At 49.3% G+C, this 18,444-nt stretch carries 17 protein-coding genes; 8 read left to right on the top strand and 9 right to left on the bottom strand.

Features of this window, described 5'->3' with window-relative positions:
* Positions 1-3 precede the first annotated feature (3 nt).
* Together BBR47_RS25400 and BBR47_RS25395 are read right to left on the bottom strand one after the other, a co-directional pair.
* Positions 4-1,626 (bottom strand): response regulator, encoded by a 1,623-nt coding sequence (locus BBR47_RS25400; RefSeq protein WP_015893306.1) that lies wholly within the window; start codon positions 1,624-1,626, stop codon positions 4-6.
* Positions 1,627-1,736: 110 nt separating this feature from the next.
* The gene (locus BBR47_RS25395) at positions 1,737-2,222 is read right to left on the bottom strand and encodes a hypothetical protein (protein WP_015893305.1); all 486 of its coding nucleotides are present in this window, start codon (positions 2,220-2,222) and stop codon (positions 1,737-1,739) included.
* Positions 2,223-2,300: 78 nt separating this feature from the next.
* On the opposite strand from BBR47_RS25395, the gene BBR47_RS25390 reads away from it, so the two are divergent.
* Positions 2,301-2,504: a YwbE family protein gene (locus tag BBR47_RS25390; RefSeq protein ID WP_015893304.1), complete on the top strand. Its 204-nt coding sequence runs from the start codon at positions 2,301-2,303 to the stop codon at positions 2,502-2,504.
* Here the strand turns inward: BBR47_RS25390 and BBR47_RS32040 are convergent.
* The 3 genes from BBR47_RS32040 to BBR47_RS25380 all read right to left on the bottom strand — a co-directional run bounded on the left by BBR47_RS32040 (position 2,488) and on the right by BBR47_RS25380 (position 4,159).
* A complete protein-coding gene (locus tag BBR47_RS32040) occupies positions 2,488-2,748 on the bottom strand; it encodes an NUDIX domain-containing protein (protein WP_419761093.1) in 261 nt (86 codons plus the stop codon). The two genes, BBR47_RS25390 and BBR47_RS32040, sit on opposite strands and share 17 nt — an antisense overlap.
* Before the next feature lie 90 nt (positions 2,749-2,838).
* The gene (locus tag BBR47_RS25385; RefSeq protein WP_015893303.1) at positions 2,839-3,396 is read right to left on the bottom strand and encodes a cysteine hydrolase family protein; all 558 of its coding nucleotides are present in this window, start codon (positions 3,394-3,396) and stop codon (positions 2,839-2,841) included.
* Between the two features lie 214 nt (positions 3,397-3,610).
* Entirely contained in the window at positions 3,611-4,159 is a 549-nt protein-coding gene (locus tag BBR47_RS25380) for a GbsR/MarR family transcriptional regulator (protein ID WP_015893302.1), read from the bottom strand.
* A gap of 259 nt (positions 4,160-4,418) precedes the next feature.
* Between BBR47_RS25380 and BBR47_RS25375 the strand changes: the two genes are divergently transcribed.
* From BBR47_RS25375 to BBR47_RS25365, 3 genes are read left to right on the top strand one after another with little or no spacing between them, the layout of a single operon-like run.
* The gene (locus BBR47_RS25375; RefSeq protein ID WP_015893301.1) at positions 4,419-5,645 is read left to right on the top strand and encodes a quaternary amine ABC transporter ATP-binding protein; all 1,227 of its coding nucleotides are present in this window, start codon (positions 4,419-4,421) and stop codon (positions 5,643-5,645) included.
* Positions 5,642-6,487, top strand: a complete 846-nt coding sequence (locus BBR47_RS25370) for an ABC transporter permease (RefSeq protein WP_015893300.1) — start codon at positions 5,642-5,644, stop codon at positions 6,485-6,487. Before BBR47_RS25375 ends, BBR47_RS25370 begins: the two co-directional genes overlap by 4 nt.
* Before the next feature lie 17 nt (positions 6,488-6,504).
* Positions 6,505-7,431 (top strand): glycine betaine ABC transporter substrate-binding protein, encoded by a 927-nt coding sequence (locus BBR47_RS25365; RefSeq protein ID WP_015893299.1) that lies wholly within the window; start codon positions 6,505-6,507, stop codon positions 7,429-7,431.
* Between the two features lie 56 nt (positions 7,432-7,487).
* Here BBR47_RS25365 and BBR47_RS25360 read toward each other — a convergent pair whose 3' ends face one another.
* The 3 genes from BBR47_RS25360 to BBR47_RS25350 form a co-directional block, all read right to left on the bottom strand.
* On the bottom strand, positions 7,488-8,909 hold the full coding sequence (locus BBR47_RS25360) for a DUF1254 domain-containing protein (protein WP_015893298.1): 1,422 nt from the start codon (positions 8,907-8,909) through the stop codon (positions 7,488-7,490).
* Positions 8,910-9,002: 93 nt separating this feature from the next.
* Entirely contained in the window at positions 9,003-10,487 is a 1,485-nt protein-coding gene (locus BBR47_RS25355; protein WP_015893297.1) for an amidase, read from the bottom strand.
* 79 nt (positions 10,488-10,566) lie between these two features.
* Entirely contained in the window at positions 10,567-11,424 is an 858-nt protein-coding gene (locus BBR47_RS25350; RefSeq protein WP_015893296.1) for a helix-turn-helix domain-containing protein, read from the bottom strand.
* 124 nt (positions 11,425-11,548) lie between these two features.
* Here BBR47_RS25350 and BBR47_RS25345 point away from each other — a divergent pair, with 124 nt between their 5' ends.
* Positions 11,549-12,160 carry a DedA family protein gene (locus tag BBR47_RS25345; protein WP_015893295.1) on the top strand — a complete coding sequence of 204 codons (612 nt, stop codon included), beginning with the start codon at positions 11,549-11,551 and terminating at the stop codon, positions 12,158-12,160.
* A 9-nt stretch (positions 12,161-12,169) separates the two neighbouring features.
* Here BBR47_RS25345 and BBR47_RS25340 read toward each other — a convergent pair whose 3' ends face one another.
* On the bottom strand, positions 12,170-13,711 hold the full coding sequence (locus BBR47_RS25340) for a vWA domain-containing protein (RefSeq protein WP_015893294.1): 1,542 nt from the start codon (positions 13,709-13,711) through the stop codon (positions 12,170-12,172).
* A gap of 241 nt (positions 13,712-13,952) precedes the next feature.
* On the opposite strand from BBR47_RS25340, the gene BBR47_RS25335 reads away from it, so the two are divergent.
* From BBR47_RS25335 to BBR47_RS25325, 3 genes are all read left to right on the top strand, one after another.
* Complete coding sequence (locus BBR47_RS25335; RefSeq protein WP_015893293.1) at positions 13,953-15,017, top strand: AAA family ATPase; 1,065 nt, start codon at positions 13,953-13,955, stop codon at positions 15,015-15,017.
* A gap of 3 nt (positions 15,018-15,020) precedes the next feature.
* Positions 15,021-16,820 (top strand): vWA domain-containing protein, encoded by a 1,800-nt coding sequence (locus BBR47_RS25330; RefSeq protein ID WP_015893292.1) that lies wholly within the window; start codon positions 15,021-15,023, stop codon positions 16,818-16,820.
* Between the two features lie 256 nt (positions 16,821-17,076).
* On the top strand, positions 17,077-18,312 hold the full coding sequence (locus tag BBR47_RS25325) for a chromate transporter (protein WP_015893291.1): 1,236 nt from the start codon (positions 17,077-17,079) through the stop codon (positions 18,310-18,312).
* Positions 18,313-18,444: the final 132 nt, after the last annotated feature.

The raw sequence follows: 18,444 nt of genomic DNA, 5'->3' as shown, positions 1-18,444 counted from the left end.
TCCTTACAGCATTCGCTTAACCAGTCGCGTGATGCGAGCCTCCAGTTCGCGTGTACGGAATGGCTTGGTCATATAGTCGTCAGCTCCGAGCTGAAGCGCGCGGACTATGTCTTGCTCTTCCGTACGACCTGTTAGCATAATCACCGTATATTTCTTGGCATTCGGCAAATTCCGGATTTTCCGGAGAACCTCGAGGCCATCCATCTGTGGCATCATCCCGTCTAAAATGACCAGATAAGGCTCTTGTCCCTGATGCCAGGTGGAGCCAAAGAAAGCTGCGCCTTCTTCGAAAGTCTGGATGTCGACGTGCATCCAACCGTTAAAACTGGTTTGGATGGAATCGGCAAGCATCACGCGAATCATCGGATCGTCATCGATGATCGCGACCTTCAGTTTTACCTTAGGGGTATCATGTGTCTCTGTGATTTGAGCGGTTTCAATCCGGCGCCGCCCTGCATTTTTGGCTGCATACAAAGCAGTGTCTGCAGCTTCTACCCAATACGTATGCGGTCTATGAGGATCATCTACTTGTACGATTCCACCGGAAAAGCTCAAAGAAAACGTTCCTTCAGGAGCATCGAACGTAAGCGAACAAAATGCAGAGAGCATTTGTTCCAGGCGTAATTTTCCTGTCTGTACAGTCGTACGCGGCATCAACAGGATAAATTCCTCTCCGCCGTACCGGAATAATACATCCTGTTTTTCCGCGCTCTGCCCGATGAAAGCAGCAAAACGAGTCAGCACCTCGTCCCCGATCAGATGACCGTATGTATCATTGACCCCTTTGAAAAAATCGATATCTAAAAATGCCAGTGAGAAGGGGGTATTGGTTCGTTGGGCATCAGAAAGAAGCCGTTGGTATGTATCAACAAAAGAATTGCGATTGTTGACACCCGTTAGCTCGTCCAAAAACAAGATGCTGTTCATCCAGCGCTTCCGGCGAAGCTGGCGTTCAAGGCGTACAACCAGCTCTTCCATATCAAGCGGTTTGCACATGACGTCATCTGCGCCCAAACGATAGGCATTCAGACGGGTCTCCCGTCCGCAATCGATGCTGATAATGGTCGTAGGCACATATTGCTTCTTTATTTTTTCGCTAATCGTCTGTATCACTTGGAAGCCGCCCGTTTCCGGGATGTTCAAATCCAGAATGAAGCAGTCGGGGTTCATGTCGTGAAAATAGTCGAGAGCCATATGAGGATAGACCGTTGCGATGACAGACCAATTGTGGTTTTCTAAATATTCCTTTAGATACATAAGCAGGGTGACGTCATCGTCCAGGATGAGGACCAAAGGCTGTTGCTCACAAGGGGATTCCCGTTGGAGAGTGGGGTTCTCAATAAAAACTTCCTGTTCCGGCCGTTGTTCGTAACACAAGCTGATCAACTCGTGCAAAAACAATCGCCATTCACCGAGCGACCAATCCTTGGCCGGCATGTCTTCCATTCGATCCAGGAGGATCTGAGACAGATCAGACAAGTCGGTCAAGCCAATTGTCCCGGATGTCCCTTTTAACGAATGAAGAAAGCGATATAGCTCTTCATGAGAGACGGGGGACTTCTGGGTATACCACGTCTCAATCTGTTTGTGAATATTCGTAAGAAGTGCATCTCTGTACTTGATCATGTCGTACGCCCCCCTGTTTTGGGATGGCGCAAGCGGTCGGATCACCTGCGCCCATTTGATCAAAACGTCTACGATTTGGTATGGTACATGTAGCAGGGAGGAGGAAGGGCTTATTGTTGAAGGGAAAATCCTTCTTCAATCAGATACTGCTCCGCTTCTACGTACGATTCAAAGGAAGCTTCCAGGTTCATCCCGTGGTATACGTTCCACAACGCGTCTTCCTGTTGCAGCAAGAGCGTGCGGTTTTGCTTGTCGACCCATGTTTGCTCCAGTTGATCTGATGCGGCAGTGTTTTTAGGCGCTTCCTCACGTTTTTGGGAGAGAGAGTGGATCGACGCTTCGATAACCGTGCGCAGTTCTTCCGCCGAGAAATCACGGATATTGATGAAGCCTTTGTCGTCTTTTTGCTTTTGATAGCTCTTCACAAAGCCGACGAACACAAAGCCGTTGCCGTTCGGATGAAGGTGATAGACAACCGTTTTCTTTTCATGAAGGCTTTCCTCATAATGAAAATTAACCCGTTTCAGGGAGACGTCATTCCGAGTCAGTTGTGGAAAAGATTCAATGATCGCTAGTTTTTCTTCAAAAGTAAGCATGGATTCCTCCGGTGAGATGGATTTGTTTGTAGATTATATCATAGGTGGGACATAGAACGAAAAAAGGAGAAGGGAAAAATGAACGGAAAAAATAGAAAAGACATCGCAGCGGGTCTTGAGGTCGAGATTGTATTGAAACAGGACCAACGCACAGGCAAGCGCACCCGTGGAATCGTCAAGGATATCCTGACGAACTCCAGTACCCATCCGCATGGAATCAAGGTCCGTTTGACGGATGGACAAGTAGGGAGAGTGCAGGAGATCATCAGAAAAGGGCAGTAATCTTCTTTTTTAAAAAAACGGACAGACCCCATGGGCAACTGTCCGTTTTGCATTTCATGAACGGTTCCGGTTTTGGAGTTTCTGCGGTGCACAGCAGAAACTTTACCTCGACATCGAGATTGACTTCTTCTTTGATTTCGCGGACGACACTCGTCTCCAGTTGTTCATAGGGATCAACTTTTCCACCGGGAATGCTCCATGTATTCTTCTCTAGTCGACATGGTTTCTCCTTCGATAGGCAGATTCGTTTCTTCTATTATAGCAAGATCAAATCGTAAGCAGGACAAAACAAGAAACCGCCTGAAGAGACGGTTTCGGGAAATTCAGCAAAACGTTATCGGTAAGAATCATGGGTAGGGGCGAAGATATCCTCGGTTGATTCCCGTACCAAAATAAATGGCTCAATATTCCCCAATCCATGCAAGCATGTATTGTGATGAGCGATGATTTGTTCCGCTGACAGTACCTGATTGTCCGATGTAGAATGCCCGTCTTTGACGAGCGTCACATCATAGCCGAGTGTCGTCGCTTTGCGGCAGGCGCTGTCGATACAATACTCGGTTTTGCACCCTGTGATAACAAGGTGGTTAATTCCGAGCGCTTGTAGCTTTTCGTGCAGGTCTGTTCCGTGAAACGAGTCAGTTGCTAGTTTTTGAATCACTGTTTCTGATGGGAGAGGTGCGATCTCAGGGTGGATGGCAAAGTCGTCTGAACCGACTTCCCCGACATCCGCATCCTGAACGTACAGCACAGGAATACCCTTGCTATAGGCGTCTTCTCTTACTTTTTTTAATGTTTGGACAAGTGTAGACGGCTGAAAAACAGGACCAAGTTGCCCTTCGATAATACCTACTTGCGCATCAATAATCAGTAGAGCTGTTTTCCGAATCAATTCATTTCCTCCTAGGTGAAAGGGGGTTAGTGTTGGTGTTCCCCTTTTGTGTTGTTTGGTACACGCACAGCTTTATAAGAACGTTGATTCTTGTCCTTTTTCATAACTGACCACTCCTTTCATCATAGAAGAGCGTGAATTTGCTCTGGATAATTGTACCATAAAAAGACTCGTTCCTATTGTCAGGAACGAGTCTTTTTCGATTGTGTACTTCTTATGATTCATTTTCCTTTTTCGGTACAAACTGAAAGATATCATGTGATTCGAAGGAGTCGATCAAACGGGACAGCCACAGATAATACTCCAACCCATTTTCAATGCGCTTGATACTGAGGTCCACACGCTCGCTGACTTCTTCGGAAAGCTCTTCGGATTGCTGGAGCGCGCGAAGCTCAAGGAGCGACTTTTTCAAGGCGTGTGCATTATGTTCACAGGCGTGACGCCACTTCACGGAAAAGAGGTCAATGAAGTTCTGGTACCAATCCAGATTGACCTCGTAATGATCCTTCCGTGTCCCTTTTTTCCATATCTTTTCTACCATATTTAAGTCCATCAATGTGCGGACGCCAGTGCTCATGCTGGTTTTACTCATGCCCAGTGCTTCGCCCATCTCATCGAGTGTCATTGATTTGTCCTGAAAGAGCAATGTGCCATACAGCAGTCCCGTTGACATGGTGATTCCATACAGATCCATGTTGCGAGCCAGCGTTTCAATCACGCGTTCCTGAGCTTTTTCGAGGATTTTTTCCTGATTGGTATCCATTTTGAAAAAAGCAGCTCCTCTATCATAGTAACCTGACTAGAATTGTACGTCTCCAACTGCAAAAAGTAAATGGAGATATTGTACAGTATATACGCGATAAACTGAGAATACAGGAAGTAAAGTACGTAAAGTTTTTTCTGAACGCTGAAAATGACGGATTATCATGCCTCACCCAGTTTGAGGTAAAAAAAATGGCTGGTTACAATTGTAAGGGTAAAGAACAGTCCGGATGCCGGGCGTAATAGTTGGAGGTGACCATATGCCCAAGATCAAAGTAGAGAATTTGACCAAAATCTTTGGACGCCAACCCCAACGCGCATTGTCCCAGGTGAAGCAGGGGAAGACCAAGCAAGAAATCTTGAAGGAAACGGGTCTTACCCTTGGGGTGAATCAAGCGAGTTTTGAGGTGCATGCAGGCGAAATTTTCGTCATCATGGGGCTTTCGGGAAGCGGGAAGTCGACCTTGGTTCGATTATTGAACCGGTTGATTGAACCTACAGAAGGCAAGATCCTGATTGACGGTACGGATATCGTCAGTATGAACACCGAGCAGTTACAGGAAGTAAGAAGAAAGAAGCTGGGGATGGTATTTCAAAAGTTCGCCTTGTTCCCTCACAGGACAGTACTTGAAAATGCGGAGTACGGTTTGGAGATTCAAGGGATGCCAAAGGCCGAGCGTGAGGCAAAAGCGAAAAAGTCACTCACACTTGTCGGACTCGGCGGTTGGGAAGCAAGCTATCCGGATCAGTTGAGTGGCGGGATGCAGCAGCGTGTGGGCCTGGCCCGTGCTCTCGCGAATGAACCCGATGTGCTGTTGATGGATGAGGCGTTCAGTGCCTTGGACCCGTTGATTCGCAAGGACATGCAGGATGAGCTATTGGAACTGCAGAGCACCATGCAGAAGACCATTATTTTCATTACGCATGACCTGGACGAAGCATTGAAGATCGGGGATCGAATCGCTCTGATGAAAGACGGTGCGATCGTGCAGATCGGCTCGCCGGAAGAAATCATGACCAATCCAGCAAACGAATACGTAGAACGCTTCGTAGAGGATGTGGATCGTTCCAAGGTGTTGTCCGCGGAAAAAGTCATGAAGCGAGCAGAGACGATCACACTGGACAGAGGGCCTCGAGTCGCACTCCAAATGATGCGTGAGCGCGGTGTATCAAGTCTGTACGTAGTGGACAAACGAAAAACTTTACTGGGTGTGCTGACGGCAGACGCGGTAAACGGAGCCAAGGAAGCAGGACAGTCGCTGGAATCCGTGCTGCGAACAGAGGTACCGACTGTCGGACCGCAGACACTTCTCAATGAGATGTTTGACCTTGTTGCGTTTTCAGATATTCCTGTGGCGGTTATCGGGGAACAAAACCGTCTGTTGGGCGTGATTGTAAAAGGAGCCGTCCTGGGCGGTTTGGCAGGAAAAGTAAATCAACAAGTTCCAGAGTCAACGATTGAAGAGGGGCAGGTGAATCCATCATGAGTCAAAATCAATTTTTTCCGAAGCTGCCGCTCGACAGTTGGGTAGAAACGATTGTAGATGGACTGGAAAAGAATTTGGGCTTCTTGTTCGACTTCATATCAGCTGGAATCGGTGGAACCGTTGACCTGTTTTCGTGGATTCTAACAGGAATCCCGTTTTGGGCCCTGATCATTTTGTTTACGCTGCTGGCGTATCGTGCTGGCAAAGTGGCAATTGCTCTTTTTACCTTCATTGGACTTCTTCTGATTCAGAATTTGGGTTATTGGGAGCACTCAATGGAAACACTTGCGCTGGTATTGACGGCAGGGCTGATCTCAGTGATTATCGGGATTCCCGTCGGTATCTGGTGCGCGAAGAATGATTCCGTGCAAAAGGTCGTCACACCGCTGCTTGATTTTATGCAGACGATGCCGGCGTTTGTGTACTTGATTCCTGCTATCTTTTTCTTTGGACTCGGTAAAGTACCAGGGGTTATCGCTTCTGTCATTTTTGCGATGCCACCGACGATTCGTCTGACCAACCTCGGAATTCGTCAAGTTCCTGCCGATCTGATCGAGGCTTCTGAAGCGTTCGGTTCTACCTACTGGCAAAAGCTGACGAAGGTACAGCTGCCGATTGCCAAGACGACAATGATGGCCGGGATTAACCAGAGCATTATGCTCGCGCTGTCCATGGTCGTGATTGCCTCCATGATTGGAGCGAAAGGCTTGGGAGCGGACGTGTATCGTGCCGTAACACAGATCAAGATCGGTGAAGGTTTTGAGGCGGGTCTGGCCATCGTAATTTTGGCGATTCTGCTGGATCGTCTCACGCAAAGTGTTGGAAAGAGAAAAAACGCGTAGGAGGGGTTTTCATGAAAATGAAAAAAGGCGCCTTGAAAGGGCTGGCAGTCGCACTCGGACTCAGTATGGTAATGGCAGGATGTTCAAACGCGGGAACACCGCAGGGAAATCAGCCTGCCGAGGGCAATACGGGTACGTCTGCACCGAATAGCGTTGGAGCACAAGTGGATCATAAAATTATCGGAATCGATCCTGGCGCTGGTCTGATGAAAGCGACGGAAAAAGCCATGAAAGACTACGATCTGAAAGATTGGGAACTGGTGGAGGGCTCCAGTGCAGCGATGACAGCAGCTCTGACGCAAGCCTACAAAGACAAAAAGCCAATTATCGTGACTGGCTGGACACCTCACTGGATGTTCTCTAAATTCCAAATGAAATACCTCGATGATCCGAAAGGCACTTTCGGGAAGGATGAGCAAATTCATACCATCGTGCGCAAAGGACTGAAAGAGGAGCAACCAAGTGCGTATGCGTTCCTCGACAAGTTTTCGTGGACACCTGCAGACATGGAAAAAGTGATGCTCGATATCGAGAGCGGCAAAAAGCCGGAAGAGGCAGCAGCCGAATGGGTGAAAAATAATGAGGCTACCGTCAACAAGTGGGTAGAAGGCATCCAGCCTGCAGAAGGCAAAAAATTAACGCTCGCCTATGTCGCGTGGGATTCGGAGATCGCCAGCACGAATGTGGTGAAGACGGTCCTGGAGCAAAAGCTGAAATACAAAGTGGAGCTTAGCCAAGTAGAAGCTGGCCCAATGTGGGTCGGTGTATCGAACGGCGATGTGGATGGAATGGTAGCAGCTTGGCTGCCAACGACGCACGCAGACTACATGGAAAAGCTGGGGAAAGACGTAGAGGATCTCGGTCCAAACCTGCAAGGAACCAAGCTGGGCTTGGCTGTTCCAACCTACATGGAGATTAACTCCATTGAAGATTTGAAGAAGTAACAGACTCAATACAGAAGGCACCGCTCACGATGGGGCGGTGCCTTTTTGCGTTTGTGTTATGGTATTGGATTACTTTCCATGACAGCGGGCCAAGCGTGCTGATTGTCCAGCGTTGCAGGCTCTGGTGCGAATACCCGCAAAACGAGATTGAACTCACCCTCAGGGAGCGGCAGCCAGTTTCCTTCCTTGCCTTTGGGCGGTTGCTGTTGCAAATACAGATCGAGGGAGCCATCGGGATTGTACGCAAGCGTTCCCGTATTGCTGCGAACCGATGCGCGATCAGCCGCTGTTTTGGCTAAAAACAACTGGTTGTCATAGACGTTGATCGACCAGAAAGCAGACGTCTTGGGAAGCTGTTCCTTTGTAAAATGCAACGTGTAGCTTTTGGCTCCCGTAAGTGGTTTTCCGGAGCCATCTATCAATGCGCGATAATAAGCTTCCTCGCTCGGCACATTGGCCCCAATACCAGAATAGGCGATAAAGGAACGAGCGAGAAACTGGTTTCCGTACGTGCCGATGGGGGAAAAGGAGCCCCAGCCATTACGGAAGGTGGCGTAGCCGGGAAAGCCATTTTGTACGATGGACGGAGCATCCTGTAAAGCACGCTGTAGGCCCGCAAGTTTGGCTGGACCGAGCGCGGAAGGATCAAATCCTTTTTGGACATCGATCCCGATTTGTGCGAACTGATCGAGCAAGACGCGATCACATTCGGGGGGAGGATTGCTCTGGATCCATTTCGTCATCACTTGGAAAAAAGAAAGGGACGACAACACATCAGGGGGAAGCGCTTCGGGAACATGTGCCGTCTGCAATTTTGGATGGACAGGGGCAATCGCGATTTGTTTTTCAAACGAGACTGCCTGCGGCAAATCAGCCTCACCCTTTACCTCGACACGACCAATGAGCCAGACGGTATTCGTAGGGGCATAGATCACAGGGATATGGGCTGGGGTAGGCCCTTTCCATTGTGGGCTTGCAATGATATATTGTCCGGCCTGCTGTTTGGTGGAACGATTGGAGACATTGCGAAACGTATTTGTGTACGCATCCAGCATTTGCACGGTATAATAGCGGTTTTGCGAATTGGCGGGGACAGTCAAGCGGACGGGTGTTTCCGACAAATCCAGCCATGCGCTCATATACAATGTATCGGAGTTTGGCGTCACGATATCCCGATAAGCTGGGGAAGCGAGTGTGTCCGCATAGTTAAACTGGTTGATCGGCGCCCGATTTTTGACCATGGCTTCCATCGTTTTGGCGGACATCACTAACGGATAGCCGTAAATGTATGCTTGAATGCCAAGCGAATAGGCAAGCCTCTCCTGTGATTGAAGAAACGTCTTCGATTGGAGGAGATGGGACTGTTGAACAGCTGGAGCGTTTGTTGTCTCTTTTGCAAAGGACAGGCCGGACAGGTGAAGCGTCATGCAAAGCATGGAAACGATCAGTGTCAGACGCTTTTTTAATAACGGAAGCATAAAGCCCCTCCTCATTACCAGAAATGGGGTTCGCACTGGTAGTTTTCTTCACAAGAAAGGGGCTTTATGCAGATTGACTTGAATATTTTATTCTTAATGCGGTTCCACAGAAATGGCAGGCGCTCGCCATTCTGGGAAGGTCGCATACAATGTCGATGCTCTCTGTAGCAATTCCCTATCACGCCATCGTTTTCCCACACACTGTATGCCAATAGGGAGACCTTGCTCATCAAAACCAATCGGCATCGTTACGACTGGACTTCCGGTTACATTAAACAGATTCGTATAAAAAGTCGTAGCGGCCCAGTAGTTTTGCGGGTTCTCGTCTACGTACAGCGGTTTGGTGTAAAGCGGCTTGTAGCCCCACATTTTCGATTTTTCCATATGCGGAAAAGCTGTTGTGCAACTAACCGGACACAAAAACAAGTCACAGTCGGCCATAAATTGCTCGAAGCTGCGAATGAGCTGCTCCCGAATGGTTAAGACACGCATGTAGTTTTTAAACGTCAGTGGGATGAGCATGGTAGCCGTAGGAAGCTGGCGATAAATCGGCATCGTCATGAGATGAGCCAAACCGCGAATGAGTGGGGGTGTCGTCGAGTTTAACTCCGCGTCGATCATTTTTCCCCATGTTTCCCATGCTTTGCGTGCATCCAAAGGTGGTGCCGTAACTTGTTCTACATGCATACCTTGTTGCTCCAGCACTTTGACAAAGCGACGCAACTGATTGCGGATAGCTCGACTCGTCGGGTAGCCGGGCAGCTCCTCCATCCAGCGAATGTGCAGGGGCTGTTCCTTGAGGGGAGGTGGCAACACTTGTGGTCCATGAGGCAGGCCAGCGTTGCCGTTTCCACCGCTAATGATGGAAAAGGCCATTTCGAGATCCTCGATTGATCGAGCGATGGGGCCATAGCAAGCAAGATGACGTGAGGAAGTGTAATCAGCGGTTCCTTCAAAACCGGGCATGTGTCCTCTTGACGGAACGGATCCTTCTGTTGGCTTCAAGCTAAGTACGCCACAGAAATGAGCCGGAACACGCAACGAACCGCCAATGTCACTGCCGATATCCAAATAGGAAAGCCCGGCAGCAACTGCGGCTGCCGATCCTCCGCTGCTTCCGCCTGTTGTTCTCTCCAGATTCCATGGATTATTCGTCCGACCGTAAATATCATTGTCTGTTTGCATGTCCATCAGAAGAGGAGGGACATTCGTTTTGCCCAGGATGATGGCTCCGGCCTGCTTCAGTCTGCTAACGATTGCTGAGTCGTGTTGCGGAATGTAGCCTTTGAGTGGTGGGAAACCAGAGGTAGTGGCGAGTCCTGCTGTGGCAAAAGAATCTTTGATTGTAATGGGTACCCCGTGAAGAGGCCCGCGATAGATGCCTTCCCCTATTTCTTTATCTGCTTGCTTGGCGGCTTGGAACGCACCTTTTTCATCATAGGCGACGATGGCGTTCACTTTGCCATTGAGGGAGTTGATTCGTTTAAAGATATGCCGGGTAGCTTCCTCGGCGCTTATTTTTCGCTCGCGAATCCAAGTGCCCAGCTCCGTTGCTGTCAAATAGGTCAGTTCATTCATTCGATTCACTCCTTTTCACACATCTAGGGTACGACAGGAAAAGGAGGAAAACTTGATCGAAAATGCGAACCGTTCCCGACTATTCTCGGGCTAGAACGGGTATATAAATGAAACAAAGCGAATCAGGATGGTCATTTCCGAGAAAGCGGTGATCGTAGTATTCAAAATCGTATCGGGCATACAGCTGGTCGGATTCGGATGCGTGTGCCATCCAGCTCCCGTATATGTATTGATACGTCAGCTTTAGATTTTGCACCGATCCTTTGTGAGGGAACACAAGATAACTTGATGCAGGCAAAGTGAGCGATTCCAGACTGTCGATGTCAGCTTGTTCCGATGCGGGCAGACTGGCGAAATACGTAAAGCTCAGCTCCAGTCCAAATGTATCTGGGTAGCGAAGGATACCATAACGCTTTTGCGTTGGCTGCCACCCCACTTGTTGCCCCAAGCGGCTCCAGCAACCGGTAATATCACGAACCGAAAAACTAGGGGAGTAGTAGCCTGCCAGGTTCAGCGCTTCGTCGGCAGGGACATAGAAGGGCTCAATGGACTGTCGCTGAATATTTTCTAAATACGGCAACTCCATGCGCTCCAACATCATGTATCGCGGCATCTTACCAGATCGGCGAAGAGCAGAAGGAGGCAGGCCAAAGCGTTTGGTAAAGGCGCGAGTAAAGGCTTCGTGGGAATCAAAGCCATAGGTAAAGGCGACTTCTGTCACGCTCTTTTGTTCGAGCGACAGTGCTTTGGCTGCCTCGGTCAAGCGCCTCTTCGAAATGTACTGACCGACCGTTTCTCCTGTCACGTGAAAAAACAAGCGTTGAAAATGGTACTTGGAATATCCGGCGGCTGATGCCACTTCATCGAGAGTGACTTTTTCCGTTAACTGCTTCTCGATAAACGAGAGGGCATACGTTATTTGCTCCATATAATTCATGACGTCACCTGAAAAAGGAAATAAGATCTTTTTTAGGATACCATATGCCTTGACCTGATTTTTTTGTAAAAAAGCCAGAATGCCAAAGAATAGGGAGAGAATACAATGAAGTAGGACAACATTATTGGAGGTAGCCGTGGAGCAGCATTTGGATCTTTTTTTGATGAAATATGGATATGTCGGCATCTTTTTTTCGCTCACACTTGGTGTTGTTGGGCTCCCCATACCCGATGAGGTACTGATGACGTACGCCGGTTATGCGGTTTCTCGCGGTGTTTTGCACATGCCGTTTACAATACTGAGCGCTTTTTTGGGAGCGGCAGTAGGGATTACGGTCAGCTATACCATCGCGTGGAAGTGGGGGCTGCCGTTGCTTATGAAGGTTGGACCGTACTTGCATATTACGCCGAAAAAAATAGAGTCAACCCAAAAGCTGTTTGCCAAGTACGGTCCATACCTGTTGCTCATTGGCTATTTTTTGCCTGGCGTCCGTCATATTACTGCCTATTTGGCAGGAGTCTCTACGATGGGGTTTCGACGATTCGCTTTATTTGCTTACGCTGGAGCATTCCTTTGGAGTGTCACTTTTTTACTGTTGGGACGGGCGCTTGAGAAAGAGTGGCTCAAGGTCGTCGTTTATATACGTCATTATGGCATCACATTTTTGCTAATCGGTTCGGCGATTGGCATGATGGTTTATATTTGGATGAGATACAGGCGTGACACCAAAGCATAGGAACAAGCATTAGTTCCTTTTGATCGCCATGCTATCTTTTACCAGGCGGACAAATTCTAACTGTTCCTCTCCAGTAGCTGTGGCTTCCGCCAGTTTGAGTACATCGGCAAGGGAGCTTCTTTCGGCATACGGACTCTCTCGCAATATTTCCCCGTATTCTGCTACAGCAGCAAGGAACGTCACATCAGGAGACAAGGTACTTTGCACCTTCACGGGCTCAGAGATTTCCTCTACTTTTTGGGTAGAGGCATGATGATAGCGCACCCGAACCGTCCCGAGCTCTGCATGGACAGGGGAAGCTAGCTTCACTTCATAAAGAGCGGTCACGCTATGGCCAGCTCCGATCTCGCCCGCATCTGTCTTGTCGTTGCGAAAATCTTCGTCGCGGACATCGCGGTTCTCATAACCGATCAAGCGATACGAGTCTACCTTCTTAGGGTCGAATTCCACCTGAATTTTTACGTCCCGGGCGATCGTTTGGAGGGTGCCTGTCAAAGATTCCGTAAAAATGCGGCGTGCCTCGGAAAACGTATCGATGTAGGCGTAGCTGCCTTCTCCTTTATTCGCTAATTGCTCCATCATGACATCGTTATAATTACCCATGCCGAAGCCAAAGGAGCTCAAGTAAATGTCTTTTCGCGCATAGTCCTCGATCGAACGCAAAATGCCCTCAGCCCCTGTCTCTCCTACATTGGCCACGCCATCGGAGCATAAAATCACCCTGTTAATGGCAGGAGGCTTGAAGGAACGGGCCGCCATTTCATAACCGAGCACCAGTCCTTGTTCCGCATTGGTGGAGCCTTCGGGTTGCAGTTCATCGATGGCTGATAAAATTGCCTGTTTGTCTTCGGTAGAGGTTGGGGGCAAAAGAACGCGTCCCTCTGATCCATAGACGACGATCCCTACTGAATCTGTAGGTTGGAGTTGATCGACAAGAACATGTAAGCTTTTTTTCACCAGCTCTAATCGGTTTTCCTGATTCATCGAGCCAGATACATCAATGACAAAGACGAGATTAGCGGGCTTCCGCTCTTTTGGGCTTAATTCCTTTCCTTTGATCCCGATTCGCACTATTTGAAGATTTTTTTGAAACGGAGAGGGGCCACTATCGGCCTGAATCGCAAATGTCTGATTGGTCGGCGCGGGATACGAAGTGGGGAAGAAGTTGATGAATTCCTCCACCCGAACGGCCTCTGCTGGCGGGAGATTCCCGTCTTTTATAAAATGGCGCATTATGGTGTAGGAGGCGGTGTCCACATCTGCGGCAAAAGTAGACAGGCGGTCCTTCGCCGTAGAGACAAATTGGTTGGTGCCGTAATCTTTGAAGTACATGTCATTGGGGAGAGGATCGCCCGATTTTTTCAGGGCGTAATCAGCTAGTTGGCTGGGAGGACTTGGACTGGAGGCTACCTGATTGCTTTGGCCTTGCTCAACAGATGCTGATGGTTTGTTTCCACTTTCGCTTCTTGATACGAACTGCTCGCTCGAGCTGCATCCGATCAAGGATGTGACCAATAGGGTGATGCCACTGGCTTTCATAATTTTTCTCATCTTTTGTGATTCCCCCTTTGCCTATGTGACGTGGTAAAAAAAGGAATGTTACATAAGGAGGAGAAGTAGGCTTTTCCGCCTCTGCGTTAATGATATGGCTGCCTTTCTTTCTTGCTCCTTATTCAATCTTCTTGTAATATTAGGAAATATTTGTGGTGTGACGGTCGCTCTAGTCAATGGAAATCCATCATGGAAAGAGGTAGATTGCTGCAAAAATCAATCAAACAAGAGAGGTTATGAAATGAATCTAGCCGTTCAAGTAACGCAAAATCAACTGATGGATGTGCTGCTAAACGTTGCAGTAGCTCGTCCCGTATTTATTTGGGGCGCACCAGGTATCGGCAAGTCGTCTCTCGTCGAGGCGTTTGCCGAGCAGGTGGGCCTACCTTGCGTATCGTTATTGGGTAGTCAGCTGGCACCTGAGGATATTATCGGTGTCCCACAGATCGTAGATGGGAAAAGCAGATTTTGCCCACCTGCACAAATTGCGCGAGAAGAACCGTACTGCTTATTTCTTGACGAATTGAATGCATGCTCGCAAGAAGTGCAAAAGGCGTTTTACAGTCTCATTCATGAGCGGAGAATCGGGGATTACCATCTGCCAGAAGGGTCCATTGTGATTGGAGCAGGTAACCGCGCGCAGGATAGCGCGATTGTCAAACCGATGTCGTCTGCTCTGATCAACCGGATGTTCCATGTGCAATTGCTAGTTTCGTATGAACAATGGATGAATTGGGCGTACAGCAACGGCATCCATTCCTACGTGCTGCAATTTTTGGAGGTGCGCCCGGACTATTTGTGGTCGCAACCACCGAAGAGCGAGGAACCTTTTTCTACTCCGCGTTCATGGCACATGCTCTCTGATGCCCTGAACGAATTCGATGAGAACTTGACGACAGAGATGGTGGGGGTACTGGCCTACGGATGCTTGACGCCCCAGCATGCGGCTCAATTTCGGGCTTTTCACAAGAATATTCAGGGCAAATACCAGCTCAACCGTATTTTGGAGGGAGAGGCTTCTTTCCCGACGGCTCCAGAGGATCGTGACGTACTGTATTTTCTGGCGGATTCTTTCCGTTCGCAGATCAAAAAAGAACTGCCAGCGGATAAAGTCTCCGTGGGGGAACAGCATAAACGGTTTGCACACCGAGCCAAAGCTCTCTTGAAGGAGCTCTCATCCATCTCACTGGAAATGGCGCAAATGGTAGTGGCGCGGCACGAGGATGGCGACGGATTGCCAGACTGGTTCGTTGTGGAGGTCATTCGTGATTTACCGCGATTGGCCATGGACAGGAAGGGCAAATAGCCAATGGCCAGAGGAGTTCAAAACGACCCGGCGACGCAAAACTACGAACAGGCCGTCCATTTTTTGAGTCATCACCCGATGTTTGGTCCGCTGTCATCGCGAGCGCACTTTATACGTTCCGAGCGAAGTATTTGTCCGGATAACGGTTGGGTAGTCGTGACCCGGGAAGGCAGCTTGTATGCGCATCCGAAGCGCAGAGGGGAAGTCGGGGAATGGATTTATGTTCTCGCACATGCGCTGTTGCATTTAGGCTTCGGACATTTTGTGGAAAAAGAGCAGCCGATTTTGTGGAACATCGCTTGCGATTGTTATATAACGCGTTTTTTAAGAGACATGAAGCTGGGGACGCCTCCTGCTGAAATGGCCTTTGAGCTGGATAAATCGGGAAAGAGCGAAGAAGAGCTGTATGACTGGTTCGTGGAGCATGGGGTGCCGGAGCATTTGAAGCTATTTGGAACGGGCGGGGAAAAACAGGCAGATATGCTTCTCGCAGATAAATATGCTCGGTACACCTACAACCGAGATGTGAAGTGGGAGCGTCTCTTGGGGATAGGGCTGGCGCAAGCGGTGCAAAGTGCTGTCAGCGTAGCGGGCGGCTATTCCGATGCTCTCGGGAATGAAGAGAACCAGCTGTCCGAGGCACAAAAGGCCAAAGGCTGGTTCATCAATCATTATCCATTGCTGGCTTCCTTAGCGAGTCATTTCACGATTATCGAGGATTCACAGATCTGTCAGCGGCTGCAAATCTCGGTGGCAGCCATAGATGTAACAGCCAACGAAATCTTCATCAATCCTGCAGCTGGCTTGGATGAAGAGGAATGCACATTCGTGATGGCACACGAGCTCTTGCACGCAGGCCTTCGCCATCATGAGCGCTGCCAAGGGCGCGACCCGTATTACTGGAATGTTAGCTGCGATTATGTGATCAATCAATGGCTGATGGAGCTCGGTGTCGGACGTTTTCCGCAAATTGGCGGACTGTACGACCCAGACTTGAAGGGACTTTCGGCAGAGGCCATCTATGATCGAATCGTGACGGACATGCGTACGTATCGCAAGCTCTACACTTTACGAGGAATCGGCATGGGCGATATTCTGGATGGCAACGATCCGCGTTTTTGGGAAAAGGGTCCGGGAACGACGCTGGATGACTTTTATCGCAGTGCGATGTCGCAAGGTTTGATTTACCACCAGGAGCGGGGACGAGGACTTTTGCCTGCGGGTTTGGTAGAAGAGATTCGCGCCTTGGGGCAACCGCCGATACCATGGGATGTTCAGCTTGCCCGTTGGTTCGACGAGCATTTTCCGCCGTTGGAAAAGAGTCGCACGTATGCAAGGGCAAGCCGCAGACAGTCCTCTACACCCGACATTGCCCGTCCTGCCTGGAGCTTTCGGGAAACGGATCGGCTGGCACGCACGTTTGGCGTCGTGATCGATACATCCGGCTCGATGGATACCAAGCTGCTCGGAAAAGCATTGGGGGCAATCGCGAGCTACAGTGAAGCGCGAGATGTTCCGTATGCGCGCGTGGTCTTTTGTGATGCGCAGGCGTATGATGCGGGCTACCTTTCTCCCGAGGACATTGCAGGTCGCGTCAAAGTAAAAGGACGCGGAGGAACGATTCTGCAGCCGGGCATTGACATGCTGGAGAGAGCAACCGATTTTCCGAAGGACGGACCGATTTTGATCATTACCGATGGGGAATGTGATCGGATCAAAGTAACTCGTAGTCATGCCATCATGCTGCCGAAGGGGAGTAACTTGCCGTTCGTGGCGCGAGGACCGGTATTTCGGATGGAATAGCAGTGTTGAAGAAGGCTCCGTATCGATGCGGAGCCTTCTTCAACGTGTAGGAAAGTTTAAGTGCTTCACATTGCAAATTCGACTAGATTTAAACTTTTCGGAGCGCATAACGAAGTACCTCAGCGTGTGCTTCCAGCATTACTTCGGTGAAACTTTCCGCTAAAACGCGGTCGCTCCCCCATGAATAGGCCGCGATAGGGGTTTTTTTACGATCTTTTTACAAGGAAAGGGTAGGAAAAGCGATAAAATAGCTTGTATGATGAAGCGGAAAGCAAAAGAGGTGTACAGCAAAGTGAAGAATAATCTTCGAGAAGAAGCAGGGCACCAAAAAAGTAGTTGGAAGTCTGTGATGGAAGTTCTGCTCGTTTCGTCCAAGCTGGGTGTGACCTCATTCGGCGGTCCCATCGCGCATCTCGGTTATTTTCACAACGAATACATTCGACGTAGAAAATGGATGGATGAGCAAAGCTACGCTGACTTGGTTGCGCTTTGTCAGTTCCTCCCTGGCCCCGCAAGCAGCCAGGTGGGGATCGGAATTGGCATCATGCGAGCCGGATTGTGGGGAGGGGTTGCTGCATGGCTCGGCTTCACTGTGCCGTCAGTCTTGGCGCTCCTGATATTTGCGTTCACGTTACAGGGAGTGGACAGTGGCAGTGCTTCTTGGGTTCACGGTCTAAAATTAGTAGCTGTCGCGATTGTCGCTCATGCCGTATGGGGGATGGGACAAAAGCTGGCCCCGGATCGCACACGGGTGACGATTGCGATCACCGCTGCTGCCATCACGTTGTTGTGGCATTCTGCATGGAGTCAGGTCACAGTCATGATTCTAGCGGGAATAGCAGGATTGCTTTTCTTCCGGCAGTCAAAAGTTTCGGATTTCCCTGAATTTCGTGTGCCGATCAGTCGTGCACTAGCCATTGCGTGCTGGATCGTTTTCTTCGGACTTTTGCTTGTGCTGCCCATCCTCCGAGAGAGTACGGGCTTTTCCTTGCTAGCGCTGTTTGAGAGCTTTTACCGTGCAGGCTCACTTGTTTTTGGCGGAGGTCATGTCGTATTGCCTTTGCTGGAAAGGGAGGTCATCCCGACAGGCTGGGTAACGCAAGAAGCTTTTCTGACGGGCTACGGGGCTACACAAGCAGTACCGGGTCCATTGTTTACATTTGCCGCTTATTTGGGAGCATTGATTGCAGGTGGAGTCGGTGCGATAGTGGCTACTTTAGCCATTTTTCTACCGGCCTTTTTACTCGTCATCGGCGCATTGCCGTTTTGGAATTCCTTAAGGAGAAATTCCAAGATCCAAGGAATGCTTATAGGTGTGAATGCAGCAGTCGTCGGTATTTTACTCGCTGCCTTGTACGATCCGATTTGGACAAGTACCATTCTTGCCCCGATGGATTTTATCGTAGCGGCTATTATGTTTATCATGCTGGAGCACTGGAAGCTACCGCCATGGCTCGTTGTGGTTACGGGGGCTTTATACGGTCTATTGTGAAAGGTCTCAAACGAACCAATAAAGCTGGTGAGAAGAAAAAGCACAGAGCTCGTAGACCTTGACAACGCCTGCCCAGTCGGAACTTCCAAAAGGGGACCCGCTCGTCGAACACTTCTTCCTTGAGAAACTTCC

Source organism: Brevibacillus brevis NBRC 100599 (assembly GCF_000010165.1).
GTDB classification, from domain to species: Bacteria; Bacillota; Bacilli; order Brevibacillales; family Brevibacillaceae; genus Brevibacillus; species Brevibacillus brevis_D.
The sequence above is the reverse complement of the archived record's forward strand: the minus strand, read 5'-3'. Positions and strand labels throughout refer to the sequence as shown.

What these genes read in the sequence shown, in the direction of transcription:
- BBR47_RS25400 (WP_015893306.1), bottom strand. Translation starts at nt 1,626, where the DNA reads ATGATCAAGTACAGAGATGCACTTCTTACGAATATTCACAAACAGATT.
- BBR47_RS25395 (WP_015893305.1), bottom strand. Translation starts at nt 2,222, where the DNA reads ATGCTTACTTTTGAAGAAAAACTAGCGATCATTGAATCTTTTCCACAA.
- BBR47_RS25390 (WP_015893304.1), top strand. Translation starts at nt 2,301, where the DNA reads ATGAACGGAAAAAATAGAAAAGACATCGCAGCGGGTCTTGAGGTCGAG.
- BBR47_RS25380 (WP_015893302.1), bottom strand. Translation starts at nt 4,159, where the DNA reads ATGGATACCAATCAGGAAAAAATCCTCGAAAAAGCTCAGGAACGCGTG.
- BBR47_RS25375 (WP_015893301.1), top strand. Translation starts at nt 4,419, where the DNA reads ATGCCCAAGATCAAAGTAGAGAATTTGACCAAAATCTTTGGACGCCAA.
- BBR47_RS25370 (WP_015893300.1), top strand. Translation starts at nt 5,642, where the DNA reads ATGAGTCAAAATCAATTTTTTCCGAAGCTGCCGCTCGACAGTTGGGTA.
- BBR47_RS25365 (WP_015893299.1), top strand. Translation starts at nt 6,505, where the DNA reads ATGAAAAAAGGCGCCTTGAAAGGGCTGGCAGTCGCACTCGGACTCAGT.
- BBR47_RS25360 (WP_015893298.1), bottom strand. Translation starts at nt 8,909, where the DNA reads ATGCTTCCGTTATTAAAAAAGCGTCTGACACTGATCGTTTCCATGCTT.
- BBR47_RS25355 (WP_015893297.1), bottom strand. Translation starts at nt 10,487, where the DNA reads ATGAATGAACTGACCTATTTGACAGCAACGGAGCTGGGCACTTGGATT.
- BBR47_RS25350 (WP_015893296.1), bottom strand. Translation starts at nt 11,424, where the DNA reads ATGAATTATATGGAGCAAATAACGTATGCCCTCTCGTTTATCGAGAAG.
- BBR47_RS25340 (WP_015893294.1), bottom strand. Translation starts at nt 13,711, where the DNA reads ATGAGAAAAATTATGAAAGCCAGTGGCATCACCCTATTGGTCACATCC.
- BBR47_RS25335 (WP_015893293.1), top strand. Translation starts at nt 13,953, where the DNA reads ATGAATCTAGCCGTTCAAGTAACGCAAAATCAACTGATGGATGTGCTG.
- BBR47_RS25330 (WP_015893292.1), top strand. Translation starts at nt 15,021, where the DNA reads ATGGCCAGAGGAGTTCAAAACGACCCGGCGACGCAAAACTACGAACAG.
- BBR47_RS25325 (WP_015893291.1), top strand. Translation starts at nt 17,077, where the DNA reads ATGATGAAGCGGAAAGCAAAAGAGGTGTACAGCAAAGTGAAGAATAAT.